The sequence below is a fragment of the Azospirillum halopraeferens DSM 3675 genome (genome assembly GCF_000429625.1).
Classification (GTDB): domain Bacteria; phylum Pseudomonadota; class Alphaproteobacteria; order Azospirillales; family Azospirillaceae; genus Azospirillum; species Azospirillum halopraeferens.
Map to the genome: position 1 here is coordinate 1 of NZ_AUCF01000012.1, position 20,958 is coordinate 20,958.

General features: G+C 71.0%; 19 protein-coding genes and 1 rRNA gene. 2 read left to right on the top strand and 18 right to left on the bottom strand.

The features are described 5' to 3' along the window. The 9 genes from G472_RS0112625 to G472_RS0112665 all read right to left on the bottom strand — a co-directional run. Window positions 1–123 (bottom strand): 16S ribosomal RNA (locus G472_RS0112625); the annotation flags it as partial. A 640-nt stretch (window positions 124–763) separates the two neighbouring features. Beyond that, window positions 764–1,471 carry an ABC transporter ATP-binding protein gene (locus tag G472_RS0112630; protein ID WP_029008693.1) on the bottom strand — a complete coding sequence of 236 codons (708 nt, stop codon included), beginning with the start codon at window positions 1,469–1,471 and terminating at the stop codon, window positions 764–766. Next, window positions 1,468–2,232 (bottom strand): ABC transporter ATP-binding protein, encoded by a 765-nt coding sequence (locus G472_RS0112635; protein WP_029008694.1) that lies wholly within the window; start codon window positions 2,230–2,232, stop codon window positions 1,468–1,470. The genes G472_RS0112630 and G472_RS0112635 overlap by 4 nt, the downstream gene beginning before the upstream one ends. Continuing rightward, window positions 2,229–3,245, bottom strand: coding sequence for a branched-chain amino acid ABC transporter permease (locus G472_RS0112640; RefSeq protein ID WP_245593473.1), 1,017 nt, complete (start codon window positions 3,243–3,245; stop codon window positions 2,229–2,231). The genes G472_RS0112635 and G472_RS0112640 overlap by 4 nt, the downstream gene beginning before the upstream one ends. Continuing rightward, entirely contained in the window at window positions 3,232–4,146 is a 915-nt protein-coding gene (locus G472_RS0112645) for a branched-chain amino acid ABC transporter permease (protein ID WP_029008696.1), read from the bottom strand. Before G472_RS0112645 ends, G472_RS0112640 begins: the two co-directional genes overlap by 14 nt. A gap of 56 nt (window positions 4,147–4,202) precedes the next feature. Beyond that, entirely contained in the window at window positions 4,203–5,321 is a 1,119-nt protein-coding gene (locus tag G472_RS0112650; RefSeq protein WP_156927102.1) for an ABC transporter substrate-binding protein, read from the bottom strand. 31 nt (window positions 5,322–5,352) lie between these two features. Further along, entirely contained in the window at window positions 5,353–5,862 is a 510-nt protein-coding gene (locus tag G472_RS0112655; RefSeq protein WP_035692267.1) for an L-2-amino-thiazoline-4-carboxylic acid hydrolase, read from the bottom strand. A gap of 24 nt (window positions 5,863–5,886) precedes the next feature. Continuing rightward, window positions 5,887–7,191, bottom strand: coding sequence for an NAD(P)/FAD-dependent oxidoreductase (locus tag G472_RS0112660; protein ID WP_029008699.1), 1,305 nt, complete (start codon window positions 7,189–7,191; stop codon window positions 5,887–5,889). A 149-nt stretch (window positions 7,192–7,340) separates the two neighbouring features. Further along, complete coding sequence (locus tag G472_RS0112665) at window positions 7,341–8,165, bottom strand: TrmH family RNA methyltransferase (protein WP_029008700.1); 825 nt, start codon at window positions 8,163–8,165, stop codon at window positions 7,341–7,343. 139 nt (window positions 8,166–8,304) lie between these two features. On the opposite strand from G472_RS0112665, the gene G472_RS37110 reads away from it, so the two are divergent. Further along, window positions 8,305–9,591: a glycosyltransferase gene (locus G472_RS37110; protein WP_051340749.1), complete on the top strand. Its 1,287-nt coding sequence runs from the start codon at window positions 8,305–8,307 to the stop codon at window positions 9,589–9,591. Window positions 9,592–9,764: 173 nt separating this feature from the next. Here G472_RS37110 and G472_RS0112675 read toward each other — a convergent pair whose 3' ends face one another. The 4 genes from G472_RS0112675 to nhaA form a co-directional block, all read right to left on the bottom strand. Further along, window positions 9,765–11,315, bottom strand: a complete 1,551-nt coding sequence (locus G472_RS0112675; protein ID WP_029008701.1) for a mechanosensitive ion channel family protein — start codon at window positions 11,313–11,315, stop codon at window positions 9,765–9,767. Window positions 11,316–11,318: 3 nt separating this feature from the next. Then, window positions 11,319–13,265, bottom strand: a complete 1,947-nt coding sequence (locus tag G472_RS0112680; RefSeq protein WP_029008702.1) for a HAMP domain-containing methyl-accepting chemotaxis protein — start codon at window positions 13,263–13,265, stop codon at window positions 11,319–11,321. 35 nt (window positions 13,266–13,300) lie between these two features. Further along, a complete protein-coding gene (locus G472_RS0112685) occupies window positions 13,301–14,623 on the bottom strand; it encodes a CheW domain-containing protein (protein ID WP_029008703.1) in 1,323 nt (440 codons plus the stop codon). A 124-nt stretch (window positions 14,624–14,747) separates the two neighbouring features. Further along, window positions 14,748–15,977 (bottom strand): Na+/H+ antiporter NhaA, encoded by a 1,230-nt coding sequence (gene nhaA / locus G472_RS32865; protein ID WP_051340750.1) that lies wholly within the window; start codon window positions 15,975–15,977, stop codon window positions 14,748–14,750. A gap of 538 nt (window positions 15,978–16,515) precedes the next feature. Here nhaA and G472_RS0112695 point away from each other — a divergent pair. Then, entirely contained in the window at window positions 16,516–16,959 is a 444-nt protein-coding gene (locus tag G472_RS0112695) for a hypothetical protein (RefSeq protein ID WP_156927103.1), read from the top strand. A 165-nt stretch (window positions 16,960–17,124) separates the two neighbouring features. On the opposite strand, the gene G472_RS32870 is transcribed toward G472_RS0112695, so the two are convergent. From G472_RS32870 to G472_RS0112720, 5 genes are all read right to left on the bottom strand, one after another. After that, window positions 17,125–17,475 (bottom strand): carboxymuconolactone decarboxylase family protein, encoded by a 351-nt coding sequence (locus tag G472_RS32870; protein WP_156927104.1) that lies wholly within the window; start codon window positions 17,473–17,475, stop codon window positions 17,125–17,127. Window positions 17,476–17,538: 63 nt separating this feature from the next. Next, on the bottom strand, window positions 17,539–18,318 hold the full coding sequence (locus G472_RS0112705) for an SDR family oxidoreductase (protein ID WP_029008705.1): 780 nt from the start codon (window positions 18,316–18,318) through the stop codon (window positions 17,539–17,541). A gap of 80 nt (window positions 18,319–18,398) precedes the next feature. Continuing rightward, entirely contained in the window at window positions 18,399–19,136 is a 738-nt protein-coding gene (locus G472_RS0112710) for an aspartate/glutamate racemase family protein (RefSeq protein WP_029008706.1), read from the bottom strand. Window positions 19,137–19,147: 11 nt separating this feature from the next. Continuing rightward, window positions 19,148–19,969 carry an ABC transporter permease gene (locus G472_RS0112715; protein ID WP_029008707.1) on the bottom strand — a complete coding sequence of 274 codons (822 nt, stop codon included), beginning with the start codon at window positions 19,967–19,969 and terminating at the stop codon, window positions 19,148–19,150. Between the two features lie 2 nt (window positions 19,970–19,971). Beyond that, window positions 19,972–20,895, bottom strand: a complete 924-nt coding sequence (locus tag G472_RS0112720) for an ABC transporter permease (RefSeq protein WP_035692271.1) — start codon at window positions 20,893–20,895, stop codon at window positions 19,972–19,974. Window positions 20,896–20,958: the final 63 nt, after the last annotated feature.

Here is a 20,958-nt window from a genome sequence, read left to right on the forward strand (position 1 = left end):
CGAAAGGCAGGTTCCCACGTGTTACTCACCCGTGCGCCACTAAGGCCGAAGCCTTCGTTCGACTTGCATGTGTTAGGCATGCCGCCAGCGTTCGTTCTGAGCCAGGATCAAACTCTCAGGTTCAAGTCGGCCGGGCCGTAACCCAACCGCTCGTTCGGGGCCGCCCTCAAGCGACACACCTCAAACCTAAGCTCGATTCTGAACTTACCTTCAAGATGCGACTTGCGAACGACCCGACAATCCAATCCACTCCCGTGAACCGGACCACAGTGCCCATCCGCCTGCGCATCCCTTCTCACAACACGGTATTCAGTTTTCAAAGATCCCGGCGCTCCCCGGAGGGTTCGCCCGGCGGCTCACCGCCGCCCGATGACCGGATGTTTAGTCGGGAGCGCCGGCCCGGTCAAGACCAAATTCGCACCCGTTCGCTTTTTTTCCGGTTACCCGTCCGGGCCGCTCAATCAAGCTCCGGATGGTGCGCCACGACAACCAATAAAGGCCGAATTGGTGCTCGGAAAATACTTGGACACACCAGGGCCCTTGCTTACGATCAACCAGGGTCGACGGCAGCGCTCCGGCTCGGCATGTTCAAGAAAACTGTCCCCGGTTGCCGATGCTCGATGGTACCGGCGGGGGAGGCAGGCTTATATGGGATGCCCGGGGGCCCTGTCCAGGGGTTTTTGACGGGCCCGTGACGGAAAAGGCCGGCGGCGCCCGCCGGCCCGATGGTCTTGCCCCCGGGGAGTTGACCCCGCCCCCTGACCTACCCGTGCACGTGCCCGCCGAGGTAGGCTTCGGCGATCCGCGGGTCGTCCCGCAGTTCTGCCGCCTTCCCTGCGAGCACGATCCGGCCGTCCTCCATTACCGCGGCGTGGTCCGCGATGCGCAGGGCGGCCCGCGCGTTCTGCTCGACGATCAGGATCGACACGCCTTCCGCGCGAATGCGCCGGACCAGGTCGAAGATCAGCGCCACCAGCTTGGGTGCCAGTCCCAGGGACGGCTCATCCAGCAGCAGCAGCCTCGGCCGCCGCATCAGCGCGCGGGCGATGCACAGCATCTGCTGCTCTCCGCCGGAGAGGGACCCGGCGTTCTGCCGCAGCCGCTCCGCCAGCACGGGGAAGAGGGTGTAGATTCGATCCAGCTCCCCCGGCCCGGCATCGCCGGCGCCCAGCACCAGGTTCTCCCGCACCGACATGTTGGAGAAGATCTGCCGCCCCTCCGGAGCCTGGCACAGGCCGAGCGCCACGATGCGGTGGGCCGGAAGGTTGAGGATTGGCTGGCCGGCGAAGCTGATGGATCCCTGCCGGCCGCGGTAGATGCCGGAGATGGTGCGCATCAGCGTCGTCTTGCCCACCCCGTTGGAACCGAGCACGGCAACGATCGAACCGTCCGGCACGTCCAGGCTGACGCCGCGCAGGATCTCCTGAGGCCCCATGGCGACGCACAGGTCACGGATGCTCAGCAGGCTCATTCCTCGTCACCCCCCAGATAGGCTTCCAGCACCCCGGGATCGCGACGCACCGCGTCGGGCGGCGCGTCGGCGATCTTGCGCCCCGAGGCCAGCACCACCACGCGCTGGCAGATTCCCATGACCAGGGTCATGTCGTGCTCCACCAGCATGATGGTGAGGCCGCCCGCGTGCAGGCGGCGGATGAAGGCGGCCAGATCGGCGGTCTCGGTGTCGTTGAGACCGGCCGCCGGCTCGTCCAGGATCAGGAAGGCCGGTTCCATGGCAAGAGCCCGCGCAATCTCCAGGTACTTGCGGCGCCCGTAGGAAAGATTCGCCGCCAGTTCGTCGGCCACACCCGTCAGCCCGGCCGTCTCCAGCGCCGCCCAGGTGCGCTCGCTGATCCGCCGCGCCCGGTCCCGGCCGCCGAACAGCGCGCCGAAGGGCCCCTGTGGCAGCGTCCCCACCGCCCCCACCGACACGTTGTCGAACACCGACATGTTGGGGAAGATGCGCAGGTTCTGGAAGGTGCGTCCCATGCCCAGCCGGGCCACCTGGTTCGGGCGCAGGCCGTTGATCGTCCGGCCGCGAAAGCGGATCGTCCCCGCCGACGGCGGCGTGAAGCCGGAGATCAGGTTGAACAGGGTTGTCTTGCCGGCGCCGTTGGGACCGATCAGCCCCACCAGTTCGCCCTCATCCACATGGGCGTCCACCCGGTCGACGGCGAGCACGCCGCCGAAGCGCCGGGATGCGCCCGCGATCTCGAGAAGGTGCGTACCGTTCATCGCCAGCCGATCCCCACACCGTTGCCGGTCCGCCGCCACGCCGCCCCGAACTGCTGGCGGGCCAGGCGCAGCGCCGACACCTCACCCATCAGCCCCTTGGGCAGGAACAGGATGCAGCCGAACATCACCAGCCCCACCATGATGTTGCGGAAATCGCCGAGGTCGCGCAGCACCTCCGGCAGCAGGATCAGCACCAGCGCCCCGATCGCCGCCCCCGGCAGGCTGCCCAGCCCCCCCACCACGATCATGGCGAGGATCAGGATCGACTCGCCGAAGTCGAAGTCGCCCGGCGAGATGTAGCCGGTCATGTGCGCCCACAGGGCCCCGGCCACCCCCGCGAAGAAGGCGGAAAGGGTGAACACCTCCATCTTCAGCCGCGCCGTGCGCACCCCCATGGCGTCGGCGCACTGATCATCCTCCCGGATGGATCGCAGGGCGTTGCCATAGTAGGAGTGGCTGAGCCGCCCCAGCGCCACCAGCGACAGCGCCACCACCCCCGCCACCGTGTAGTAGGTGGCGAGCCGCCCGGACAGGTCGAACCCGAACAGCTCCAGCCCGCGGGTCAGGACGATGCCGTTGGGCCCCTTGGTCAAGCCAACCCAGTTGAGCATGACCAGGTACAGCATCTGGCCGATCGCCAGCGTCGCCACGGCGAAATAGATGCTCACCAACCGCATGGTGGGCAACGCCACCAGCAGAGCGATCACCGCGGCAATCAGCCCCGCCAGGGGCAGCGTGACGGTGAACCCCAGCCCCAGTTCCGTCGACAGCAGCGCTGCGGCGTAGGCGCCGACCCCGTAGAAGGCGGCATGCCCCAGGTGCAGCAGCCCCGCCACGCCGGTCACGAGCTGCAGCGACGCCGCCAGCAGCACGAAGATCAGGGCCAGATTGGCGACCTGATAGTAATAGCTGCGATCGAACCCCGCCAGGACCGCCGGCAGCACGGCGAACAGCAGCAGCGCCAGCCCGGCACGCACCGCCAGGGGGCGCATCCTTGCGTCAAACCCGCTCACGTCCGGCTCCGAACAGTCCGCTGGGGAAGAAGACAAGCGTCAGGATGAGGAAGCCATAGGCCACCATGTCGGCCCAGCCCGACGCCAGGAAGGTGGTCGCCATGCTCTCGGAGACGCCCAGGATGAGCGCGGAAATGACCGCTCCGGGGATCGACGACAGGCCGCCCATGACCATGGCGACGAACGCCTTGACCCCGGGGATGAAGCCCATGGCCGGAAAGATGGCGCCGTAGTAGAGCCCCACCAGGATGCCCGCCGCCGCCCCCATGGTCGAGCCGACCACGAAGGTCATGACGATGGTGCGGTCGGTGTTGATCCCCACGTACCGGGCGCCCAGCGGGTTGTTGGACACCGCGCGGATCGACAGCCCTATGCGGGTGCGCTTCAGCATGTACTGCAGCCCCGCCAGCATGGCCGCCGCCACGCCGAAGATGATGAGGTCACCGGTGGCCAACGTCACCGGCCCGGCCTGGACCGGCGCGTTGATCATGTACTCGAACGGCAGCGGTTGCATCTCCGATCCGAAAACGATCTCCAGCGCCTCGCGCACCACGATGGACACCGCCAGCGATGACAGCAGCGTGGATTCACGCATCGCCCGCGACTTCAGCGACGCTTCGTCGGTGAAGCGCCGGAACGGCCGGAAGGCAATGCGTTCCAGCGAGAAGCCGGCCGCGGCACCCGCCGCCAACGCCAGGAACAGCACCGCCAGGAACGGCGGCGCGAACGCGGTGATGGCCACCAGCCCGGCGAACGCTCCAATGGTGTAGACCTCGCCATGGGCGAAGTTCACCACGTTCAGCACTCCGAAGATCAGCGTGAAGCCGATCGCCATCAGCGCATAGGTCATGCCCAGTGACAGGCCGATGGCCAATTGCTGCAGGTAATAGGGGTCGATCATGGATTCCTCGCCGCTCGCCCTCCCCCACCGCGGGCGGGAGAGGGCGGGACCACACATTACTCGCCGGCCGGGACGAACTGGCCGCCGGTCACCTCGACCTTCGCCAGCACCTTCTGCGGCTCACGGTCCGCGTCGAAGGTCGTCTTGCCGGTCACGCCGGGGAAATCGGTGGTTTTGGCCAGTTCGTCGCGCAACGACCGGCGGGTGACGTCCGGGTGGGCCCGCTCGGCGGCGGCGATCATGATGCGGACGGCATCGTAGGCCTGGGCCGGGAACTGGCCCGGCTCGGCGCCGTTGGAGCGGGCCTTCCACTCCTCGACGAAGTGCCGGACGTCCGGGTCGGGGCTGTTGGGGAGGAAGTTGGAGGTGAGGCGCAGACCGTTGGCCGCTTCACCCGCCAGTTCCAGCAGCTTCGGGCTGTAAGCCGCCGAGGTGGAGTAGACCGGGGTGCGTATGCCCATCTGGTGCACCTGCTTCAGGAACTGGGCGCCATCCTCATAGAAAAACCCCGTATAGATCGCGTCCGGATTCGCCCGCTGGATCTTGCTGATCACAGACCGGAAATCCTTAAGGCCGCGATTGAAGTTTTCCTGAAAGATGATGTTCAGCCCCTTTTCCCTGGCGGCGGCGGCGAAGGTGTTGACCACCGATTGGCCCCAGTCGGTCTGCTCGGCGATCACCGCCACCGTCTTGATGCCGCTGCCGGCCATCCAAGCCGCATTGAAGGGGCTTTCCTGCGCCTGCGTCGCGATGTTGCGGAACTGCCACTCGGAGATCTTGGTGTAGTCGGGATGCGACGCCGTCTGGGAGAGCTGCGGCATGCCCTCGTTCTTGTAGACCTGGGCGGCGGCCATGGACACGGTGGACGTGAAGTCACCGAGCACGCCGACGATGCGGCGGTCGTCGACGAACTTGCGGGCGATGTTCACCCCCTCCTTGGCGTCGGAGCGGCTGTCCTCGAACACGATCGAGACGGTGAAGGGTTTGTCGCCCTTGTTGAACTCCTCCAGTGCGATCTCCGCGGCCTTGCGGAAGTCCTGGCCGTACTGGGCGGTGTCACCGGTCAGCGGCAGTTGGTAGCCGAAGGTGACCGTATCGCGGGCGAGCGCCGGCACGGCGAGATTGGCCGCGGCGAAGGCCGCGATGGTGGCGAGGGCGAACGTGCGCATCCTCATCGTCGTGTCTCCGTATCGTCGTTCAGGGATGTCAGCTTTGGGCGGGGCCGGGTTCGACCACCAGGCGGCAGCAACCCTCCCGGCCGGGCGTCCAGGTCGTGCCCTTGAAGGTGAAGCCGGCCGTTTCGAACAGACCACCGTCGATCGCCCCGGCCATGCGGCACAGCAGCGCCACGTCCTCCGGGCTGCGCCCCTGCGCCTCCCAGGCTTCTTTCAGGGGACAGCGATGGAACTGGATTTCCAGCCGCTCCCCGTCGCAGCGCAGGATCTCCGGCGCGAACATCGCATCGCGGTTGGGAATGCCGTCCAGAAAGGCCGCACACAGACCGGTCAGGTCGGCGGGGCCGAACCCCCGGAACTTCACCCCCATGCTCTCGCCCAGACGGCGGGTCGACTCGGCGCCGACCTCCAGGGCGATCGCCTCGCCGAAACGTTCGCGCAGCACATCGAACATATGGGCGTACGCGGCCGCGCGCATGGCGTACGCGTTGCGCAACAGCGTGGCGTGGTCGGGCTCCGGGTTGGCGGGTGTATCGGACATGGTCGTTCTCCGGTCGCAGGACGGTCAGGCGATCTCCCGGCGGTCGCGCCACCGGTAGACCAGCAGTTTCAGGGGACCGATGCGGCGCAGCAGCCCATGGAAGGGCAGCGGTCGCGGCTCGGTGAACGGCAGGGCAAGGTCTCGCACGTCCTTTCCGGCCGCGGCGGCGGCCAGCTCACGCCCCATGGACACGGACAGGGCCACTCCGCGGCCGTTGCAGCCGGCCCAGGCATAGGCGTCCGGCCCCGGGCGGTGGACGCGCGGCGTGTAGTCGGTGGTCATACCGATGTAGCCGTTCCAAACATGATCGAAACGCACGCCGCGCAGAACCGGGAAAAGCCCACCCAGCCGCTCTCCGACGATGCCCTTCAGCCGCTGGTGGCCGTTCAGCGGCACCAGCAGCGCACCGCCGGTGACCAGCCGGCCGTCGGCGGTGGGGCGCATGAAGCGCAGGTCGCCGTGGGTGTCCGACATGGCGTGGCGACCCGGAAGGACGGTCCGGCGCACGGTCTCGTCCAGCGGCGCGGTGGCCATCTGCCACGACAGCACCGGCACGACCTCGCGGCGCACCTCGGGAAAGATGCCGGTGGTGTACGCGTTGGTCGCCAGAACGAGGGCGCCCGCGCGCACCGTCCCGCCGGGCGTACGCACGTGCCAGGCATCGTTCCGCCGCTCCACCGACAGGGCCGGGCTTTCCACATACACCCGGGCCCCCGCTGCCACCGCCGCCGCGGCCAGGCCGCGCACCAGGGCGAGCGGGTTGATGTGCCCGCCCGTGCGGTTGATCCACCCGCCATACCAGGCATCGGAGCCGAGCAGCGCCGCCATGGCCGCCCGATCCAGCAACTCCACCGGAGCGCCGCGGCGGCCCCATTGAGCGACCCGGCGCTCCGCGATGCGCATCCGGCCGGGGCTGTGGGCCGGTTGCACCCACCCGGTCTGTTCCGCGTCGCACGCGATGCCGTGGCGCCGCACCAGATCAAAGAGATAGGCGGCGCTGTCGCGGATCAGCGCCACGAACCGTTCCCCGGCATCCGGACCGAAGCGGGCCACCAGGTCGTCGGGGTCGGGGCGGGACAGGGTCGGAATCACCTGGCCGTTGTTGCGCCCGGAAGCGCCCCGGCCGAGCACCGACGCCTCGACCACCACCACGGTCCGGCCCGACTCTGCCAGATGCAGCGCCGTCGACAGTCCCGTGAAACCGCCGCCGATCACCACCGCGTCGGCTTCGACCGCATCGGCAAGCGTCGGCAGGTCCGGGGACGGCGGCGCCGTGGCCTCCCACAACGAATCCGGCCGCGCCAGTCGGCCCTCCGCGCGATACCCCATATTGTCCACGCCCCGCCCCCGTCGGTGTTCCGCCGGCCTCCGCCGGGCCTGTAAATGGTGTGACCACTTGCACACACGACTATGCGGCAGTTCGGCTGCTCTTGGCAAACCCCAATTTTGCGATGCACAACCCTCAACGTTCAACACGATCAATCCGCTAAATCGACGGTCTCCGCCACCCAGGCAAGGTGGTGCAGCACGATCCCGCTGGTGGTGGCGACGTTGAGGGAGTCAAAGCCGGCCGCCATGGGAATGCGCACGCCGGCCAGCCGGCCCAGCACCGCCGCCGGCAGGCCCGGCCCCTCGGCCCCGAACAGGGCGGCCATGCGCGGCGCCCGGCGCAGCCCGGCCAGGTCCGTGCCGCCGGTCGGGCTGAGCGCCACCGCGGTGAAGCCGTGGCGCTCCAGCACCGCGACGGGGTCCGCCTCCCGCCCCAGCCGGGCGTAGGGAACCCGCAGCGTCGCCCCCACCGAGACGCGGATGGCCTTGCGGTAGAGCGGGTCGCAGCAGCCCGCGTCCAACAGCACCGCGTCGAGGCCGAAGGCGGCTGCGTTGCGGAAGATGCCGCCCATGTTGTCGTGGTTGCCGATCCCCAGCAGCACCGCCACCAGGGCCCGCGGGCCGGCAGCGGCCAGCAGGGCGTCGGCGTCGGGCGCCGGCGGCGGACGGCCCAGCGCCAGAATGCCCCGGTGCAGCGGGAATCCCACCACCGCGTCGAGCACGGGTTGCGCCGCGCAATAGACCGGAACCGAGTCGGGCAGCCCCTCCAGCGCGTCCGCCAGGGGCGCCACGCGGTTCTCCGCCAGCAGCAGCGACACCGGCCGGTGCCGGGGGGAGGTGAGCAGATGGTGCAGCACCACCGCGCCCTCCGCCATGAACAGCCCGTCGCGCCCCACCAGGTCGCGTTCGCGCACGCACCGGTAGGCGGCGATGCGGGGGTCGTCGGGATCGTCGACGGGAACGATGGTGGGCACGGCGGCTCCGCTCTTCGGCCGGGCATCGGGCAGGTCCGGGCGATCGTGGACCCACCCGCCGGCGAACGCAACGCCCGCCCGCCTTGCCGCCGCACCGCCGGGGGGTGTAGGACGGGGCGCCATCACGCCGGCCACCGTCATGCCTCTGACCACCGTCATCATCCCCTGCTTCAACGCGGCGCCGACCCTGGCCGATGCCGTGGCGTCGGCGCTCGCCCAGCGGGTCGGGGCGGTCGCGGTCGAGGTTCTGGTCGTCGATGACGCCTCGACCGACGGCTCCGCCGCGGTGGCGGAGCGGCTGGCGGCGACCGATCCGGCGGTGCGCCTGCTGCGCCGGCCCGGCAACGGCGGCGCCGCGGCGGCGCGCAACGCGGGCCTGGCCGCGGCGCGCGGCGCCTATGTCGCCTTCCTCGACGCCGACGACCGCCACGCCCCGGGCTGGCTGGCCGCTGCCACCGGCCTGCTGGAGGCCAACCCGGCCCTGGCGGCGGTGAGCTGCGCCATCGAGCCGGTCGGCTGTGCCCGCCCCGTCCATCCGTTGCAGGTGCGGGCGGCCGAGGAGTCGGCGCCCGGCAACGTGGTGGTCCGCCGCACGGTGGCGGCGGCAATCGGCGGCTTTCCCGAATCGCCCCGCTTCCGCACCCGGCTGGGGGGCGAGGACATCGCCTGGCGCAGCGCCCTGCACACCTGGTTCGGGCCGGTCCTGCGGATTTCGGGCGCCTACCTGCAATACCGTGTCACCCCCGGCAATCATTTCGACCGCTTTCTCGACCGCAGCCGCGTCGTCAGCGGCCGCCTGCGCGTCGACCGTCCCTCGCACGAGGAAGCGGACCGCGACACCCTGCGCGCGGGGCTGGCCGCCTACGCCCGCGATCTCGCCGCGCGGCTGCCGGTGGCCGACACCGACACCATCCCCCGGCTGATCCACCAGATGGCCCCCGGCCGGGAGAGCTGGCGCCACCACAACCCGGGGTGGGAGCATCGCCTGTGGAGGCCGGAGGATCTGCGTGCCTTCGTGGCCGCCCGCGAACCGTGGTTCCTGCCGATCCTCGACGGCTACGGCCGGCCGGAGTGCCGGGTCGCCGCAGCGCGCCACATCGTGCTGCGCCACTGCGGCGGCGTCTTCGCCGGCTCCGGTCCGGAATGCCGCGGCCCCCTCGCCCCCGTGCTGGCCGGCCACACCGCCGTCGCCGGGGTGATCCCCGCCACCCCCGGCGGCCCGCCGCTCCCCGATCCGTCCTTCCTGGCGGCGGCACCGGGCCACCGGTTCTGGAACACGGTGCTGACCCGCCTGGCCGCCGCCCGCGCCGACCCCGATCCGTCCCGCGCCACCGGCGCCGCGCTGCTGGCCGGCGCCTGGCAGGCGCACCGCAACGGGCCGGCGGCCCCCCATGCCGTGCCGCTGGAGCGGGTCGTCACGCCATAAAGAAAGGCCCGCCCCGGAGGGGGCGGGCCTTCAAGTGCAGGGAAAAACGCTCCGATGAGGACGCACCGGACGTGAACGAAACCCTACCCGTCGGTGGTATGACGGACAAACGATCCCACTGATCTTTCCGTTATGCGGAAACCCTTCCACATCGCGCCGAACCCGGACACGGCTCAATGCAGGGCGCGGTCGCCGAACAGGCGGCGCAGGTTGCCCAGCACGTCCTCGGCCAGGTCATGCACCGCCGCCGTTCCCGCCGCGCGTCCGCCGCCGGACTGGCGGTCGGCGACCATCTGCTCGGCGATGCGGCGGCTCAGCCGCTCGGCGATGCCGGGCCGGTGGGCCACCAGGGCGCCCAGCGCGTCGTGGCCGAACTCGCACAGCAGGGCGGACGTGCGCGTGCGCACCGTGCGGCCGTGGCTGCCCCCCGTCAGCAGCGCGTCGGCGCCGACCAGGGTGCCGGGCGCCAGCGGCACCATACCCGCCGCCGCCCGCCCGCTGCTGCCGCCCATGCCGCCGATACCGCGCACCGTGGTGGCGACCAGCAGCCCCTCGACCAGCAGCAGCATGGAGGATGCCGCCTCCCCCGCCTGGACCAGGGTCGTCTCCGCCGGCAGCCGGCGCAGCCGGCCGTGGCCGGCGAGCATCAGCCGCTCCTCCTCCGTGAGGTCGACGAACAGGGGGACCGCGCCCAGCAGCAGGGCCATCTGCGCCGGCGTCGGCCCGTCCAGCGGCACCGGCGGGCGCTCGGCCGGCGCCTCCAGCCGCTTGGGCCAGGAGGGGCGGATGCCGGCCCGCGCCATGTGCTTCAGGACGGCGCGGTAGGTCTCGCTGCGGGCGCGGTAGCGGACCTCCGCCGTCGGGTTGATGAACAGGCCGTACTCGACCCCGTCCGGCCCGATCGCCCGCAGGCGCACGTAGGGGGGCGGCGCCTTGGGCAGCGCGTAGCCGGCCGCCGCCTCCAGCGCCGCCGCCTCCAGCACCCGCATCACCCGGTCGGGGTCCACGTCGGCGTCCACGGTGACGGTCAGGGCGTATTCCATCACCGGGTCGGGCAGCGACAGGTTGATGATGGTGCCGCTGGCCATGCGGCTGTTGGGAACGATGGCGACGGTGTCGTTCTCCAGATGCATGCGGGTGCTGCGCCAGCTCGTCTCCAGCACGCGGCCGGTGATCGTCGGCTCGCCGGTGCGGCTGACCTGGATGCGGTCACCGATGCGGATGGGCCGGTCCAGGTTGAGGGCGAGGCCGCTGAAGATGTCGAGGATCAGCTCGCGCAGCGCCATGCCGAAGACGACGCCTGCGATGCCCGATGCCGCCCACAGGGCCGTGAGGTCCTGGTTGAAGACGAAGCCGGCGATGGCCGCCACCGCGACGATGGTGACCACCAGGCCGGATAGCTGGACCAGCAGCTTGGGCACCGGCGTGCCGAGCGCCGGGGCGACCAGCCCCTCCAGCACCAGGTATTGCAGCACCCGCTGCACCAGCACCGCCAGCGAGACGATCACCGCGATGCTCAGCGCCACACCCACCGTCTGCCCGGTGGTTTCCAGCGCCTGCAACCCGATGACCTGATAGGCGTCGCCGCCGAGATAGACGATCGACGTCAGCACCGCACTGACCAGCAGCGGCACCAGCAGCTTGCCGGCCCAGACGCGCAGGCGGCCGGCGGGCGGCCGGCCGTCCGGGGCCGGCGGGGGACCGGAATCGGGGGGCGGGGCCATGCGTCAGGCCAGCCTGAAGCGGTCGATCTGCGACTTGGTCGCGTGCACCATGCGCGCCAGCTCCTCCATGGTCGCGGTGATCTGCTCGGCCGCGGCGACGTTGTCACGGCTGCCGGCCTTCAGGCTGTCGGCCTGGTCGGCCAGTTGCTGCACCGCGGTGGACTGCTGCACCATCACCCGGGCGATGGCCTGCACCGCCGATCCGCTTTCGCCCGCCGCCGAGGCCAGCCGGTCCATGGTGGCGCGGGTGCCGGCAGCGACGCCGACACCGTCGCGGATCACCAGGGCGGCGTCGCCGATGATCGATTCGATGGCCTGCGTCGCCTGGGCGGCATCCTCGGCCAGCCGGCCGATCTCGCGGGCGACGATGGCAAAGCCGGCCCCCTCCCCGGCGGCGCGGGCCGCCTCGATGCCGGCGTTCAGTGCCAGCACGTGGGTCTTGTCGGCGATGCGGGCGATGCGGGTGATCGCCTGCTCGATCCGGTCCTGGGCGGCGGCCACCCGCTCCACCATGCCCACCAGCCGCACCAGCTCGTCCTGGCCGGCCTGCGCCAGGTCCGCGGCGGCGCGGGCGACGGCGCTGCCGCGTTCGGCGTTGTCCGATGCCGCCTCGGCCGCCGCCGCCGCCTGGGCGATGGCGGTGACCACCTCGGCCAGGGTGGCGGTCTGGGTGCTCGCGCCGTTGAACACCTGGCGGGCGGCCGCGGCAGTCTGCGTGGCCGCCGCCGCCACCTGCTGGGTGCTGACCTGCATGGACAGCAGGATCTCGCGGAGCTGCTCGACCGCCTGGTTGACGTTGCCGCGCAGCAGGGCGAACTCCCCCTGATAGGTGCCGGAAACGGAGACGGCGAGGTTGCCGCGCGCCAGCTCCGCCGACACCGCCGACAACTCGCCCAGCAGCCCGACCAGGGAGTCCAGGCTGCGGTTGAGGTTGGCTTTCAGCGCCCGCAACTCGCCTTCATAGGCGCCGGCCATGCGTCCCTTCAGATCGCCCGAGGCCACGCGCTGCATCACCTCCGCCACCTCGTGGAGCGGCCGCGACAGGGCGGTGACCAGCGCGTTGGCCCCGGCCACCAGGACGGCGAAGTCCCCCTTGTGACCGTCCGTGTCGATGCGCGCTGACAGGGTGCCCGATCCCGCGGATTCGGTCAGGTCGGACAGGTCGCGGGTCAGGCGGCGCACCGAGTCCGCAGCGGCCGCCACCGCGCGCCCGACGTCGCCGATCTCGTCGGGGCGGGCGCACAGGGACGCCGACGGCGCCTCCAGCCGCCCCTCGGCCAGCGAGCGCGCAACCCCCGACAGCTCCGCCAGTGGCTGCGACACCTGCCGGTCGAGGGCCCGCATGGCCAGCAGGCACAACAGCACCACGACGGAAACGCCGATGCCCACGATCATCCGGCTGGCGTTCAACAACGCGTCGGCATCCCCCGCCAGTTCGATCCCCCGCTCCTGGTTCCGGGCGACGAGCTGGTCGAGCGCATGGCTGAACCCGTTGAACAGGGGCACGGCCTCGCGCAGCACCTCCATGGCCGCCACCCGCTCGCCCTCACGGGCGTGGACGGCCGCGCGTTCGCTCAGACGCATGTACTCGTTGAACTGCCGGCGGAAGTCGGTGTAGAGGGCGCGCTCCTCGGCGGTGACGATCAGCGGCTCATAGCGATCGCGCAGCGCACCGATCTCGGTCCGCAGCCGTTCCATGTCCCGGTGCGCCTGTTCCACCTCGGCGGCGTTCATGCTGCTGACGCTCAGCAGCTCGGCCAGGCGGTAGTCGCTGGTTGCGGTGTTGACGGCGCTCGTGGCGGCGATGGCGGGCATCACCTGTTCGTCCAGCTCGTGCAGCAGTTCGTTCAGCATGTGCTGGCGATAGACCGTCATGACCCCCCCGACGACGAAGAGCAGCGTCAGGGCGGCCAGGGTCAGGCGCAGCTTGGCACGAATGGATCGGAACATGGGGCACTCTCGCTGGGACCGGTGGGCGGGGCGGGTCAGGCGAACTCGCGGGCGGGGGTGGCGGCAACGGCGGGGTCGGACTCGGGGGCAGGGGCACCGGGCAGCCACCCGGCCAGCGCTCCTGCGATGCGCCGGCGCAGCCCGGCAGGCAGTGCTGCAAAGACCGGGTGCGGGCGCAGGCGGAACGCCCACGGCCCCCCCGGCAGCGCGGCGACGGCATCGAACAGGGCCGCCGGCCAGACCGGGGCATAGGGGATGGGGTGGAAAGCCTCATCGGGAAGGGTCACCAGTGCCGCCGCGTCGGCGATGACGCCCGCCCCCGGCCCGCCGGCCGGGCCGAGCACCACCACCCGCGCGCCACGGCCGGCACCCTCCCCCGTCAGCCTCCCCGGGTCCAGCAGCGGAATGCCGGCCTCCCCCCGCCGGCGCCGGGGCAGGACGGATGCCCGGGCGTCCGGATCGGCGATGGCGCGGACCAGGTCGGGCGGCACAAGGATGCGGTGGGGGCCGCAATCCAGGCACAGCATCGGACGGGATGCAGGGCCGTCCCGGCGGCGGGACGGCCCCGGGGCGACGTCGGGGGCTGCGGGTTCGGCAGCCGTGGTCATCCCGTCGGCCTCCGGGATCTCGACAAGGGAACCATCCGGGGCGCGGCACCACAGCCGGTCGCCGTCCGGCCCCGCGGTGCGGCACAGAGCGCCGGGCGGGACGCGGTAAAGCCCGAGCGGGCGGTCGATCAGGAGGACAGGCTCATCGGGGGGCCCGGCGGGCAACACCGCCCACCGCTGCCGCCCCGGCGCGCCCCCGGGGAAGCGGGCGGCGCGCAAGCGCCCCTCCACCACCACGACCGGGGCGCCCTGCCCCGGCCGGTCGAAGGTCCGTTCCACCTCGGCCAGGCGGGCGATGCGGCCGGCCGGCAGGGCGACCGTGGTGCCGCCGACGGACAGAAACAGGAAGAGAATGCCGTCGTCTGCGGCATCCCCGGCGGGCGGCGGCGCCGGCCCGGGGGCCGCTCCGGCACCGAGCCCCGGCAGCCATTGCCCGGGGTCGAGGGAGGGAAGCGACGGATCACCGTCCGTCAGCCCCTCCACCCGGTCGACGCGGATGCCGGCCAGCCCGCCGGGGCCGGCGCACACCAGCAACCGCCCGCCCGGCCGGCCGACACCGTCCGGCGCCACCTGAAGCAGCGGCCGTCCGGCAAACCGCCCCACCCCTTCGACCCGCACACCGGCGGGGGATGCTCCGCCGACGGGCAACGGCGTCGGGGGCTCCGCGTCGGCGACGGCGGTGACCCGCAGGGCGTCGACGGCGAAGCGCTCCCCGCCGATGGCGATGACCAGATGCCGCCCCTCGCCCACGCACGCCCTCCCCCGCCACCCGTGCCATCCGGGACACGCCGGCGGATTATGCGCGTACCCCTTTGGCGCGCGCAACCGCCGTGCGGTCGCCCCATACCCACGGATGCCGGAGTGCAGAGGCCCGCTACACCTCCCCCTCGCCGGCGCCCTGTCGGGCCACCCGCGTCGGCGTGACCCCGGTCGAGGCGGGCTGCGCCGCGAAGTAGAGCACCAGGTAGCCGATCACCGCCGACAGCAGCGACCCGCTCAGCACGCCGATGCGCACAGCGGCGCTGTACCCGTCTCCGGTGAAGGCAAGACCGCCGATGAACAGACTCATGGTGAAGCCGACGCCGGTCAGCAGGGCCATGCCATAGAACTGCACCCAGTTGGCGCCCGCCGGCAGGGTGCCGAGCCCGGCCCGGATGGCCACCCAGGTGAAGGCGACGACGCCGATCTGCTTGCCCACGAACAGACCCAGCGCGATGCCCAGCGGCACCGGCTCGAACAGCGAGCCGAAGGTCAGCCCGGCCAGCGACACGCCGGCGTTGGCGAACGCGAACACCGGCAGGATGCCGAAGGCGACCCAGGGGTGCAGCATGTGCTCCAGGTGGTGCAGCGGCGCCTCGTGGCCGGCCTGGCGCCCCGTCGTGCGCAGCGGAACCGCCAGCGCCGTGGCAACGCCGGCCAGCGTGGCGTGCACGCCCGATTTCAGCACGCACACCCACAGGAACACGCCGACCAGGATGTACGCGGCGACGCGCGTCACCCCCATGAGATTCATGACAATCAGCGCGACGATGCCGACGCCGGCCAGCCCCAGCGCGGTGACCGACAGGTCGGCGGTGTAAAAGAGCGCGATGATGACGATGGCGCCGAGGTCGTCCATGATCGCCAGGGCCAGCAGGAACACCTTGAGCGACGCCGGGGCGCGGGTGCCCAGCAGGGCCAGCACGCCCAGTGCGAAGGCGATGTCGGTCGCCGCCGGGATGGCCCAGCCGTTGGTGGCGATCGGGTCGCCCCAGGTGAACATCAGGTAGACCAGCGCCGGCAGTGCCATGCCGCCCACCGCCGCCACGCCGGGCAGGGCCGCGGTGCCGAGGCTGGACAGCTCGCCCTCCAGCACCTCCCGCTTGATCTCCAGGCCGACCAGCAGGAAGAACACCGCCATCAACCCGTCGTTGATCCACAACAGCAGGGGTTTGGCGATCTGCAGCCCGCCGACCTGCACCGCCACGGGCGTGTCGAGCAGGGCGACGTAGAGCCCGCCTCCCGGCGAGTTCGCCCAGATCAGCGCCACCACCGCGGCCAGCACCAGGATGATGCCGCCCGATGCCTCCATCTGCAAAAATTCCCGGATCCTCGACAGGGCCATCGCCTCCCTCCACCAGCGGCGGGCCGCGCGCAATCCCCCGGCGCGGTCCGTCGGTTGAAATCAGGATGCAGAGATAAGGCCTTGTGTCCGGAAATGCAGCAACCTTGCGCCATGGGTTGATCGGTTTTCCGCGGATGCTCAGGCAACGAGCAGCAGACACTCACCTCCACACGGCGCCAACCGCCGTTGTTCAGCGGATCCCCTGCCGGATTCCTTTCCCGGCGGCGGAATGTCGGGCCACAGGAAGCACCGGACCCCGGCGATTTGTGCCTGCGGGCAAAAACTGCCGGGTCGGGTCACGTGATGACGCCCGGGGATTCGGGGCGGAGAGCGGCAATGTGCAACGGAGACCGGAGCGGCGTGACACCGGCACGCCGCTTGCTGTCGTGGTCCGATATCGGCAACCGCGCACCGGCGCAGGAGGCAGACCGTGCACATTCCCGGCAACCAAACACCCATGGGCACCGTGATCGCCCCGAAACGGGACGAGGGGCCGGCCGCGAACCGGCCCGAGGATTCCGCAGGATTCGCCGGTGTGATGTCCGACATCGGCGCAACGGCGGCCGGAACCCCGCCGTCCGCATCGGCCGACCGCCACGATGCCAACGAGATCGCCCGCATGGAGAAGGACCTGGCCACCTACAGGCGCGAGCGGGAGAAGGTCGTGCAAAGCCGGACCACCGATCCGCCGGCGTTCCAGTTGGCCTTGCCCGTCAACGACCGCGGCTATATGCCTTATGTTCCGGCCGACCAGTTGAAGCTGATCGATCGCATCATGGATTCCTACCTCGGACGGCCACCCCACGAGATGAAGATGATGTGGGAGGAGCTGGAGGCGAACGGCCTGACCCCGAACCAGCTCGCCCGTACGGCAAAGCACTTCATCAATCTCAAAGGCGAGATCGTCGGGCGGGCCGAGGCGACGGGCGGCGCGCCGTCCGCCGCGCAGGGCGGCACGGCGTGGACGGCGTCCCTCGTGTGATACGGCCGGGAAAAGATCCGTTCCATTGGTTTTCGGCCGTGAAACACGACAGATCAATGCCCTGCATTGATCTGTCGGGGCGGGCCGACGGCATCATTCTCATGCCGGAGTCGGCACCGCCCTGACGGTGGAGGGGAACGCGCGCGCAAGGCGGCCGCGGGCCCGTCACTCCCCGGCCGAACCGGGCGGACGGCGCCCGCCGCCGAGGATGTCCTCCATCCAGGTCAGCGCCTTCACGGCCGTGGGCAGGCCGGCGGTGGGAATGGCCAGCAGGGCGACGTGCCGCAATTCGTCGGCGCCCACTCCCTCGTCCAGGGCGCGGCGCACGTGGGAATGGACCGCCCCTTCCGATGATACGCCGATGGCCAGCGCCAGCTTGACCAGGCGGCGGGTGCGCGGGTCCAGCGGCCCGGCTTCGGCGCAGGCGCCGCCCAGACCGGCGTAGGCGTCCCACACCGCGGGAAAGGACTCCGCCAGCCGGCCGGCGCCGGAGGGAAGATCGTCGCGCATGGACATGGCAGGCTCCTCGTTGGACCGTCTCTCGACGGTCAAACAGGAAAGCGGCCCGATGATCGCCCGTTACATGAGGATCGTGGCGCCACCGTCGACCACCAGCACATGGCCGTTGACGTAGGAGGCGGCCGACGACGCCAGGAACACCGCGGCCCCGGCGATCTCCTCCGGCCGGCCCCAGCGCCCCATGGGCGTGCGGCCGGAGAAATAGGCGCCGGCCACCGGGTCGGCGGCGATGGCGGCGTTGGTTTCGGTGGCGAAGAAGCCGGGGGCGACGGCGTTGCTGGTCAGGCCGTGCGGGCCATACTCCGCCGCCAGAGCCCGCACCATGCCGGACAGGCCGGCCTTGGCCGCGGTGTACACGCAATCGCCGGCCTTGGCGATCTGCCCGGCGACTGAGGTGACGGCGATCAGCCGCCCCCGCCCGCGCGGCAGCATCAGCCGCGCCGCCTCGCGCGCCAGCACCAGGCTCGACGCCAGATCGACGTCCAGCAGCGTCAGGATCTCGTCATCGGCGAACTCCAGCAGCGGCTTGCGGTTGCGCTGCCCGACGTTCTGCACCAGCACGTCAAGGCCGCCGAACTCCCGTCCGATGCGGGCAAAGGCGTCGCGCACCGCCGCCCGGTCGGCGACGTCGAAGGGCAGCGCCGTCACCGGGGCCGGGCCGCCGTCCAGCTCCGCCGCCACCGCCCGCAGCCGGTCGCCGTCGCGGCCGTTCAGCAGCACGTGCGCGCCGGCCCGGTTCATCGCCCGTGCGATCTCCAGCCCCAGGCCCCGCCCGGACCCGGTGACCAGGGCCACCGTGCCCTCCAGCGAAAACAGCGACAGATCGGGTGCGGGACGCATGGCCGGAAGCCTCGTTGGGATGGCAGAGGGCGACGATCCTAAACACTACGACCCGACGATAGAACCCCCGCGTCCGCCCGTCACCCCGCCGGGGCGAAGCCGGAGAGCAAGCCGTCGTAGCGCTTGGGACGCGGGCGGGCGTAGCCGCCGAGGGTGGAGGTGCGCAGGCCCAGTGCGCCCAGCGCCTCGATCAGCTTCACCGCCGCCCCGACACCCTCGATCACGGGCAGCCCGTGCTCCGCCGCCAGCGCGCCGGCCAGGTCGGCCATGCCGGCGCAGCCCAGCACGATCGCCTCCGCCCCGTCCTCGGCGCGGGCGCGGGCGATCTCCGCGTCGATGCGCACGCGCGCGGCGGAGCCGGGCTCCTCCAGCGCCAGCACCGGCACCTCGGCGGCGCGCACCCGGACGCAGCGGCGGTCCAGGCCGTACTTCATCAGGTTGTGCTCGATGGCGGGGATCGAGCGGGCCAGCGTCGTCACCACCGAGAACCGGTTGGCGACCAGGGATGCCAGATGGAACGCCGCTTCGCCGATGCCGACGACCGGCGCGGCGGCGGCGCAGCGGGCGGCGTCCAGACCGGTGTCGTCGAAGCAGGCGATGACGTGGCCAGCCACCCCCCGCGCGTCGGCCCGCGCGATCTCCGCCAGCAGTCCGGGGACGGCGAACGCCTCGTCGTAGAAGCCCTCGATGGAGGCCGGCCCCATGGCGGGGTTGGCCGCCAGGATCTCCGTTCCCGCGGCCGCCGCGGCGCGCGCGGCGGCCGCGGCCTTGGCGGTCATCGACGCGGTGGTGTTGGGGTTGACGACGTGGATGAGCATGGGCGGCGCGCTCACCGGCCGGCCCGGCGGCGGCGCAGCACCGCCACCGCCGCCAGGGCCGCGCCGATCACCACGAAGGAGAAGGCGGTGGTCAGCGTGCCCAGGGCGTAGAGCACGGGCGTCGTGACGTTGGTGGTCATGCCGTAGATCTCCAGCGGTAGCGTGTTGTAGGACCCGGCGGTCATCAGGCTGCGGGCGAACTCGTCGTAGCTGAGCGTGAAGCCGAACAGCGCCACGCCCACCAGGCTGGGCAGGATGATCGGCAGCACCACGTGGCGCACCGTCTGCCACGGCCCGGCGCCCAGGTCACGCGCCGCTTCCTCGAAGCTGCGGTCGAAGCGGTTGAAGATGGCGAACACGATCAGCAGGCCGAAGGGCAGCGTCCACGTCAGGTGGGCGCCGAGCGCCGAGCTGTACCAGGCGGGCTCGATCCCGGCGATGTTGAACATCAGGCCGATGCCCAGGCTGATGAGGATCGACGGGATCACCAGGCTGGACACCGTCAGGTAGAACAGGACGGAGCCGCCGCGGAAGCCGCGCCGGAAGGCGAAGCCGGCGGTCACCGAGACCACCACCGTCACCACCATCACCACCAGCCCCAGCACCAGCGAACGGCTGAAGGAGCCGCCGAAGTCGCCCACCGCCTGCCTCTCGAACAGGTTGAAGAACCAGTGCAGCGACACGCCGTTCATCGGGAAGGTCAGCCCCCCCTGCGGCCCCTGGAAGGAGAGGATGGCGATGGTCAGCGTCGGGCCGTAGAGGAACAGGATGAACAGGGTGAAGAAGCCGGCCAGCAGATAGAAGGCGGCGCCGCGGCGCGGAGCGGACGTCATGGCTACAGCTCCTTGCGGATGTCGACGATGCGCAGCAGCGCCGCGACCATCAGGGTGACGACAAGCAGCAGCACCACCGCGTTGGCGGCGGCGGCGGGGTATTGCAGCAGCGAGATCTCGTTGGCGATGACCAGCCCGACCGAAGCGCTCTGCCCCCCGCTCATCAGCCGCACGGTGATGAAGTCGCCCATCACCAGGGTGATCACGAAGATCGACCCGATGGCGATGCCCGGCTTGCACAGGGGCAGGATGACGTTCCACAGGATCTGCCGGCCGTTCGCCCCGGCGTCGCGCGCCGCCTCGATCAGGGCGCGGTCGATGCGCATCATCGCGTTGAAGATCGGCACCACCATGAACAGCGTGTAGAGGTGAACGTAGGCCAGCACCACCGCGAAGTCGGAGAACAGCAGGAACTCCAGCGGCTGTTCCACCACCCCCGCCCCCACCAGCGCCTGGTTGAGCAGCCCGTTGCGGCCGAGAAAGGGGATCCAGGCGATCATGCGGATGATGTTGGAGGTCCAGAACGGGATGGTGCACAGGAGGAACAGCGCCATCTGCCACGTCAGCGACTGCACGTGGAACGCCAGGAAATAGGCGACCGTGAAGCCGATCAGCAGCGTGAACAGCCACGCCAGCGCCGTGAACTTCAGGGTGTTCAGATAGATCTTCCAGGTGACGGGGGAGCCGAGCAGCTCCTGATAGTTGGTCAGGACGAAGTCGGGATAGATGCGGATGCTGTCGTAGTCCCAGAAGCTGACGACGACGATGGTCAGGATGGGAACCAGCAGGAAGACCAGCAGGACCAGCGTCAGCGGCGCCGCCTGCAGGTAGGGAACGACCCGCCCGAGCCGCCGCACCGCCGCGGCGCGGTCTGCCGCGGCCGGCCGTGCCGCGGGTCGAACGGTGGATGTGGCGGTGACGGACATGGGCGGACTCCGCATGGTGTGACGGCGTGCCTCTCCCGCCGGGCGGCGCCGGGCGGGAGAGGG

Coding starts and splice junctions, on each gene's coding strand:
- G472_RS0112630 (WP_029008693.1), bottom strand. CDS start 1,471: ATGAGCCTGCTGAGCATCCGTGACCTGTGCGTCGCCATGGGGCCTCAG.
- G472_RS0112635 (WP_029008694.1), bottom strand. CDS start 2,232: ATGAACGGTACGCACCTTCTCGAGATCGCGGGCGCATCCCGGCGCTTC.
- G472_RS0112645 (WP_029008696.1), bottom strand. CDS start 4,146: ATGATCGACCCCTATTACCTGCAGCAATTGGCCATCGGCCTGTCACTG.
- G472_RS0112650 (WP_156927102.1), bottom strand. CDS start 5,321: ATGAGGATGCGCACGTTCGCCCTCGCCACCATCGCGGCCTTCGCCGCG.
- G472_RS0112655 (WP_035692267.1), bottom strand. CDS start 5,862: ATGTCCGATACACCCGCCAACCCGGAGCCCGACCACGCCACGCTGTTG.
- G472_RS0112660 (WP_029008699.1), bottom strand. CDS start 7,191: ATGGGGTATCGCGCGGAGGGCCGACTGGCGCGGCCGGATTCGTTGTGG.
- G472_RS37110 (WP_051340749.1), top strand. CDS start 8,305: ATGCCTCTGACCACCGTCATCATCCCCTGCTTCAACGCGGCGCCGACC.
- G472_RS0112675 (WP_029008701.1), bottom strand. CDS start 11,315: ATGGCCCCGCCCCCCGATTCCGGTCCCCCGCCGGCCCCGGACGGCCGG.
- G472_RS0112680 (WP_029008702.1), bottom strand. CDS start 13,265: ATGTTCCGATCCATTCGTGCCAAGCTGCGCCTGACCCTGGCCGCCCTG.
- nhaA (WP_051340750.1), bottom strand. CDS start 15,977: ATGGCCCTGTCGAGGATCCGGGAATTTTTGCAGATGGAGGCATCGGGC.
- G472_RS0112695 (WP_156927103.1), top strand. CDS start 16,516: ATGTCCGACATCGGCGCAACGGCGGCCGGAACCCCGCCGTCCGCATCG.
- G472_RS32870 (WP_156927104.1), bottom strand. CDS start 17,475: ATGTCCATGCGCGACGATCTTCCCTCCGGCGCCGGCCGGCTGGCGGAG.
- G472_RS0112705 (WP_029008705.1), bottom strand. CDS start 18,318: ATGCGTCCCGCACCCGATCTGTCGCTGTTTTCGCTGGAGGGCACGGTG.
- G472_RS0112710 (WP_029008706.1), bottom strand. CDS start 19,136: ATGCTCATCCACGTCGTCAACCCCAACACCACCGCGTCGATGACCGCC.
- G472_RS0112715 (WP_029008707.1), bottom strand. CDS start 19,969: ATGACGTCCGCTCCGCGCCGCGGCGCCGCCTTCTATCTGCTGGCCGGC.
- G472_RS0112720 (WP_035692271.1), bottom strand. CDS start 20,895: ATGTCCGTCACCGCCACATCCACCGTTCGACCCGCGGCACGGCCGGCC.